General features: G+C 73.2%; 7 protein-coding genes. All 7 read left to right on the forward strand.

From position 1 onward, the window contains the following. Positions 1–9 precede the first annotated feature (9 nt). The 7 genes from lepB to QC029_RS16080 all read left to right on the forward strand — a co-directional run bounded on the left by lepB (position 10) and on the right by QC029_RS16080 (position 6100). Entirely contained in the window at positions 10–759 is a 750-nt protein-coding gene (gene lepB, locus QC029_RS16050; protein WP_279556338.1) for a signal peptidase I, read from the forward strand. 13 nt (positions 760–772) lie between these two features. After that, positions 773–1096 carry a DUF2469 domain-containing protein gene (locus QC029_RS16055; RefSeq protein WP_237876658.1) on the forward strand — a complete coding sequence of 108 codons (324 nt, stop codon included), beginning with the start codon at positions 773–775 and terminating at the stop codon, positions 1094–1096. A 167-nt stretch (positions 1097–1263) separates the two neighbouring features. Then, positions 1264–1638, forward strand: coding sequence for a YraN family protein (locus QC029_RS16060; RefSeq protein ID WP_279556339.1), 375 nt, complete (start codon positions 1264–1266; stop codon positions 1636–1638). Position 1639: 1 nt separating this feature from the next. After that, entirely contained in the window at positions 1640–3250 is a 1611-nt protein-coding gene (locus QC029_RS16065) for a YifB family Mg chelatase-like AAA ATPase (protein WP_279556340.1), read from the forward strand. Further along, entirely contained in the window at positions 3247–4377 is a 1131-nt protein-coding gene (dprA, locus tag QC029_RS16070; protein WP_279556341.1) for a DNA-processing protein DprA, read from the forward strand. The genes QC029_RS16065 and dprA overlap by 4 nt, the downstream gene beginning before the upstream one ends. 268 nt (positions 4378–4645) lie before the next feature. After that, the gene (whiG, locus tag QC029_RS16075; RefSeq protein WP_279556342.1) at positions 4646–5488 is read left to right on the forward strand and encodes an RNA polymerase sigma factor WhiG; all 843 of its coding nucleotides are present in this window, start codon (positions 4646–4648) and stop codon (positions 5486–5488) included. A 54-nt stretch (positions 5489–5542) separates the two neighbouring features. Then, positions 5543–6100 (forward strand): TetR/AcrR family transcriptional regulator, encoded by a 558-nt coding sequence (locus QC029_RS16080; RefSeq protein ID WP_279556346.1) that lies wholly within the window; start codon positions 5543–5545, stop codon positions 6098–6100. Positions 6101–6144 lie beyond the last annotated feature (44 nt).

Consider the following 6144-nt stretch of genomic DNA (forward strand, 5'->3'; position numbering starts at 1 on the left):
AGCGCACGAGTGAGCAGAGCCGAACGTACCGGAGGAGGCCGTGGCCGTCTGGGCCAGACGCTGTCGTCGGTGGCCGTGGCCGTCGGCTGCGTCCTCTTCCTGGGCGGCTTCGTCTGGGCCGCCGTCCTCTACCAGCCCTACACCGTGCCCACCGACTCCATGGCGCCCACCGTCAGGGCCGGGGACCGGGTGCTGGCCGAGCGCGTCGACGGCGACGAGGTCCGGCGCGGCGACGTCGTCGTCTTCCTGGATCCGCTGTGGGGCAACATGCCGGTGGCCAAACGCGTCGTCGGCGTCGGCGGGGACACCGTGAAGTGCTGCGACGAGCAGGGGAAGCTGACCATCAACGGCGAGCCCGTCGACGAGCCGTACCTGCTGCAGCGGGAGCGGGCCTCCTTCACCGTTTTCGAGGCGACCGTGCCCGAGGGGCAGCTCTTCCTGCTCGGCGACCACCGCGACGAGTCACTGGACTCGCGCACGCACCTGGAGGACGCCAACAACGGCTCCGTGCCCAGGGAGGCGGTGACCGGCCGGATCGACGCCACCGTCTGGCCCCCGGGCAACGCGGGCATGATCGAGCGCCCCGCCGGCTTCGCGGACCTGCCCGGCGGCGTCTCCCGGCCGGGGCCGCTGGCCGCGACCCTGCTGGCGATCACGGCCGGTGCCGCGCTGATCTTCGGCGGCGCCGCGTACGGGGCGATCGGCTCGGTCCGCGGGAAGCGCGCGGGGCTGACGCACAATGGGGGGACGCACGGCTGAAGGGGAACACGCCATGAGCGCCGAGGACCTCGAGAAGTACGAGACCGAGATGGAGCTGAAGCTCTACCGGGAGTACCGGGACGTCGTCGGTTTGTTCAGGTACGTGATCGAGACCGAACGTCGTTTCTACCTCACCAACGACTACGAGATGCAGGTGCACTCGGTCCAGGGCGAAGTCTTCTTCGAGGTCTCGATGGCCGACGCCTGGGTGTGGGACATGTACCGCCCGGCCCGCTTCGTCAAGCAGGTGAGGGTGCTCACCTTCAAGGACGTGAACATCGAGGAACTCAACAAGAGCGACCTCGACCTGCCCGAGGACTCCGGCTTCAAGAGGTGAGATCCCGGGGGCGGGCCTTGGCGCGGGCTCCCGCGTCAAGGCCCGCTTTTGCGTTTACCTCGTACGGGTGAGCGAGATATCCACAACCGGCCGGTAGTCCACCGGAACCGACCATGATCATCCGTCCGCCTCCCCAGCCGCCACAGTCGGTCCCGGAGGTGGTACCGATGAACGGCAGGAACGCACTCGGACGCTACGGCGAGGACCTGGCCGCCCGGCGGCTGCGCGAGATGGGCATGGCCGTCCTCGAACGCAACTGGCGCTGCCGGGGCGGAGAGATCGACATCGTCGCCCGGGACGCCGACGCGCTCGTCGTCTGCGAGGTCAAGACCCGCAGGGCCGGCCCGTACGAACACCCGATGTCGGCCGTGACGCCGCGCAAGGCCGAGCGGCTGCGCAGACTCGCCTCCCGCTGGCTCAGCGAACGCTGGCTCGTCCGCTACGGCCGGCCGCCGACCGGCGGCGTACGCATCGACCTCGTCGGCGTCGTCCTGCCCGAGCGCGGCGCCCCCCTGGTGCAGCACGTGAGGGGGGTGGCCTGACATGGGGTTCGCACGGACCTGCTCGGTCGCCCTCGTCGGCGTCGAGGGCGTGGTCGTCGAGGTCCAGGCCGACCTCGAACCGGGCCTGGCCACCTTCACCCTGGTCGGCCTGCCCGACAAGAGCCTGGTGGAGAGCCGCGACCGGGTCAGGGCCGCCGTCGTCAACTCCGGCATCGACTGGCCCCAGAAGAAACTCACCGTCGGGCTCAGCCCCGCCTCGGTGCCCAAGAGCGGCAGCGGCTTCGACCTCGCCGTGGCCTGCGCGGTCCTCGGAGCCGACGAACGGATCGACCCCCGCGAACTCACCGGACTGGTCATGATCGGCGAACTGGGCCTCGACGGCCGCGTCCGGCCCGTCCGCGGCGTCCTCCCCGCCGTCCTGGCCGCCGCGGACGCCGGATACCGCCAGGTCGTCGTCGCCGAGCAGACCGCCTCCGAGGCCGCCCTGGTCCCGGGCGTCTCCGTCCTCGGCGTCCGCTCCCTGCGCCAGCTCGTCGCCGTCCTCACCGACGCGCCCGTCCCCGACGAGCAGAGCCCGGCCGAGGACGGCACGGCCGCCGCCATGCTCGCCGGACTCACCGTGCCCGGCGCGGGCGCGGGCATCGCGGGACTGGGCGGAGACCGCACCGTCGACCTCGCCGAGGTCGCCGGGCAGACCGCGGCCCGCAGAGCCCTGGAGGTGGCGGCGGCGGGACGCCACCACATCTTCCTCAAAGGACCGCCCGGCGCGGGCAAGACCATGCTCGCCGAACGGCTCCCCGGACTGCTGCCGCCGCTCACCCCGCAGGAGGCCCTGGAGGTCACCGCCGTGCACTCCGTGGCGGGGGCACTGCCGCCCGGCCAACCGCTGGTCGAGCGGCCCCCGTACTGCGCCCCGCACCACTCGGCCACCACCGCCTCCCTGGTGGGCGGCGGCAGCGGCCTGCCCCGGCCGGGAGCGGTCTCCCTGGCCCACCACGGCGTGCTCTTCCTGGACGAAGCCGCCGAATGCAGCGCACGGGTGCTCGACGCGCTGCGCCAGCCGCTGGAGTCCGGGCAGGTCGTCGTGGCCCGGGCCCAGGGCATGATGCGCATGCCCGCCCGCTTCCTGCTCGCCCTCGCCGCCAACCCCTGCCCCTGCGGCCGGCACGGCACCCGGGGCGGCGGCTGCGAGTGCAGACCCTCCTCGGTCAGGCGCTACCGCGCACGGCTCTCCGGGCCCCTGCTGGACCGCGTCGACCTGCGGGTCACCGTCGAGCCCGTCACCCGCTCCGAACTGACAGCCCCCGCAGCCCGGTCCGAGTCCACCGCGACCGTGGCCGCACGCGTACGCAGCGCGCGCGAGCGCGCCGCCGCCCGCTACGCCGCGACGCCCTGGCAGACCAACAGCGAGGTCCCCGGCCATGAACTGCGGACCCGGTGGCCGGCGGAACCGGGAGCGCTCGGCCGGGCCGAGGAGGACATGGAACGCGGCCTGCTCACCGCACGCGGCCTGGACCGCGTCCTCAGAGTCGCCTGGACCCTGGCCGACCTCGCCGGACACGACCGGCCCACCGCCGACGACGTGGACGGCGCACTGGAACTGCGCACCGGCGTACGGCGCGGCACGGCGCTCGCCGGAGGCCCGGTGTGACCGGCCACGACGAGCGCGTGGCCCGGGCGGCGCTCACCAGGATCGGGGAGCCGGGGGACGAGGCGATGAACCGGTGGCTGGACCGGTACGGGGCCGTGGACACCCTCAAGGCGCTCGGGTCCGACGCCCCGCTGCCCGGCGCCTCCCGGACCCGCTGGGCCGGGCTGCGGCAGCGCACACACGGACTGGACCCCGAAGCCGACCTCACCGCGATCGGCGAGCTGGGCGGGCGCTTCGTCTGCCCCGGCGACGCCGAGTGGCCGAGCCAGCTGGACGACCTGGGCGACGGACGCCCCGTCGGCCTGTGGGTACGCGGCACGGCCTCGCTGCGGCTGTGGGCGGTGCGCTCGGTCGCCGTCGTCGGCGCCCGGGCGTGCACGGACTACGGCGCCCACATGGCCGCGACACTCGGCTCCAGCCTGGCCGCCCGCGGCTGGACGGTGGTCTCCGGCGCCGCGTACGGAGTGGACGGCGCCGCCCACAACGGCGCCCTGGCGGTGGAAGGGGCCACCGTCGGGGTCCTGGCCTGCGGAGTCGACATGGCCTACCCGCCGGGCAACAGCGCGCTGATCCGGCGCATCGGCGAACAGGGCCTGCTGGTCGCCGAACTGCCGCCCGGCGGCCACCCCACCCGCAGCCGCTTCGTCCTGCGCAACCGCGTGATCGCGGCCCTCACCCGCGGCACCGTCGTGGTCGAGGCCGAACTGCGCAGCGGCTCACTGGTCACCGCCCGGCGGGCCCTCGCGCTCGGCAGGCTCACCATGGGGGCGCCCGGGCCGGTGACCAGCGGGCTGTCGGCGGGCGTCCACCAGCTCCTGCGCGGGGAGGGCATCGTCGTCACCGACGCGGCCGAGATCATCGAACTGGTCGGCGCGATCGGCGAGCTGGCTCCGGAGCGGCGCGGACCGATGGTGCCGCGCGATCTGCTGACGCCGGAGGCCGCACGCGTTCTGGAGGCACTGCCCGCCCGGGGCGCGCTCACCGCCGGGGCGGTGGCGCGTGCCGCCGCTCTCGCGGAGGACCGCGCGCTCGTCCGCCTCCAGGAGCTGCGGTCGCTCGGCTTCCTCGAGCGCCACGGCGACCACTGGCAGCTGGCCCGGCCCGTCAACCAACACCCCAACAGGTGACGAGGCGGTCCTTGACCGGGGGCGATCGAGTGAAAGGGTGAGCCTCATGACCACTGGACGGTTGGTTCCGCACAGCCCCGGCGCACCGCTCCGGCCGCCCGGGTAACCCCGGCGTGCGGGCAGCGGAACGTATCTGCGTATGCCCGATCGACCGCTCCTCGCGCTGGGCGACGCCTCGGTCACGCTACGCTCCCAAGGTTCCCCGACCTCCCCGTACGTCCCACCGGCGTCAGCGCACAGATCACGGCAGAACGGCTCAAGACGACGCATGCCCCACCACACCCCCGGGCCCGACCGCACGGCCGCGGCAGAACCGACTGCAGCCGACGACGCTGCACGCCCTGCCCCGCCCAGATCGCTCGACGAACTGTGGCGGTCGTACAAGTGCACGGGTGACGAGCGGCTGCGGGAACAGCTGATCCTCCACTACTCGCCCCTGGTCAAGTACGTGGCCGGACGCGTCAGCGTCGGCCTGCCCGCCAACGTGGAGCAGGCCGACTTCGTCTCCTCCGGAGTGTTCGGGCTGATCGACGCCATCGAGAAGTTCGACCCGGGCCGCTCGATCAAGTTCGAGACCTACGCCATCACCCGCATCCGCGGAGCCATGATCGACGAACTGCGGGCGCTGGACTGGATCCCCCGTTCCGTACGGCAGAAGGCGCGCGCGTTCGAGCGCGCCCACACCGCACTGGAGGCGGCACTGCGGCGCACGCCGTCCGAGGCCGAGGTGGCGGACGAGATGGGCATCCCCCTGGAGGAACTCCACGGCATCTTCAGCCAGCTGCCGCTGGCCAACGTGGTCGCCCTGGAGGAGGTGCTCCACGCCGGCGGCGAGGGCGGCGACCGGCTGAGCCTCATGGACACCCTGGAGGACACGGCGGCCGACAACCCCGTCGAGATCGCCGAGGACCGAGAACTGCGGCGGCTGCTGGCCCGCGCCGTCAACACCCTGCCCGAACGCGAGAAGACCGTGGTGACCCTCTACTACTACGAAGGCCTCACCCTCGCCGAGATCGGACAGGTCCTCGGAGTCACCGAGAGCAGGGTCAGCCAGATCCACACCAAGTCCGTGCTACAGCTTCGCGCCAAGCTCGCCGATGTCGGTCGCTGAATCGATACCGCCCTCCCTACAGTGGGACACGTGCCCAGGATTCGAGCGGCCTCCGTGGCCGAGCACCGGACGATGCAGCGCGACGCCCTGCTGGAGGCAGCACGATCCCTGCTGTCCGAGGGCGGCACGGAGGCGCTGACCTTCCCCGCCCTGGCGGAGCGCACGGGGCTGGCGCGCTCCTCCGTCTACGAGTACTTCCGCTCCCGCGCGGCCGTCGTCGAGGAACTGTGCGCCGTCGACTTCCCCGTCTGGGCGGCGGAGGTGGAGAGCGCCATGGAGCGGGTCGACACCCCGCAGGCGAAGATCGAGGCCTATGTGCGGCGCCAGCTCGCGCTGGCCGGCGACCGGCGCCACCGGGCCGTCGTCGCCATCTCCGCCGGTGAGCTCGACGCGGGCGCCCGGGAGAAGATCCGTGCCGCCCATGGCGGACTGATCACCATGGTGGTCGACGCCCTCGCGGCCCTCGGCCACGACGAGCCGCGGCTGACGGCCACCCTGCTGCAGGGCGTCGTGGACGCGGCGGTCCGCCGCATCGAACTGGGCGCCGCCGAGGACCCGGAGCGGATCACGCGGGCCGCGGTGTCGATGGTGCTCCACGGCGTCGAGGGCTGACCCCCGCCCCGCCCGCGTCCCCGCGCCGGCTTCCGGTGTCGGCT

It is taken from the genome of Streptomyces sp. DH37, from assembly GCF_029813835.1.
GTDB lineage: Bacteria > Actinomycetota > Actinomycetes > Streptomycetales > Streptomycetaceae > Streptomyces.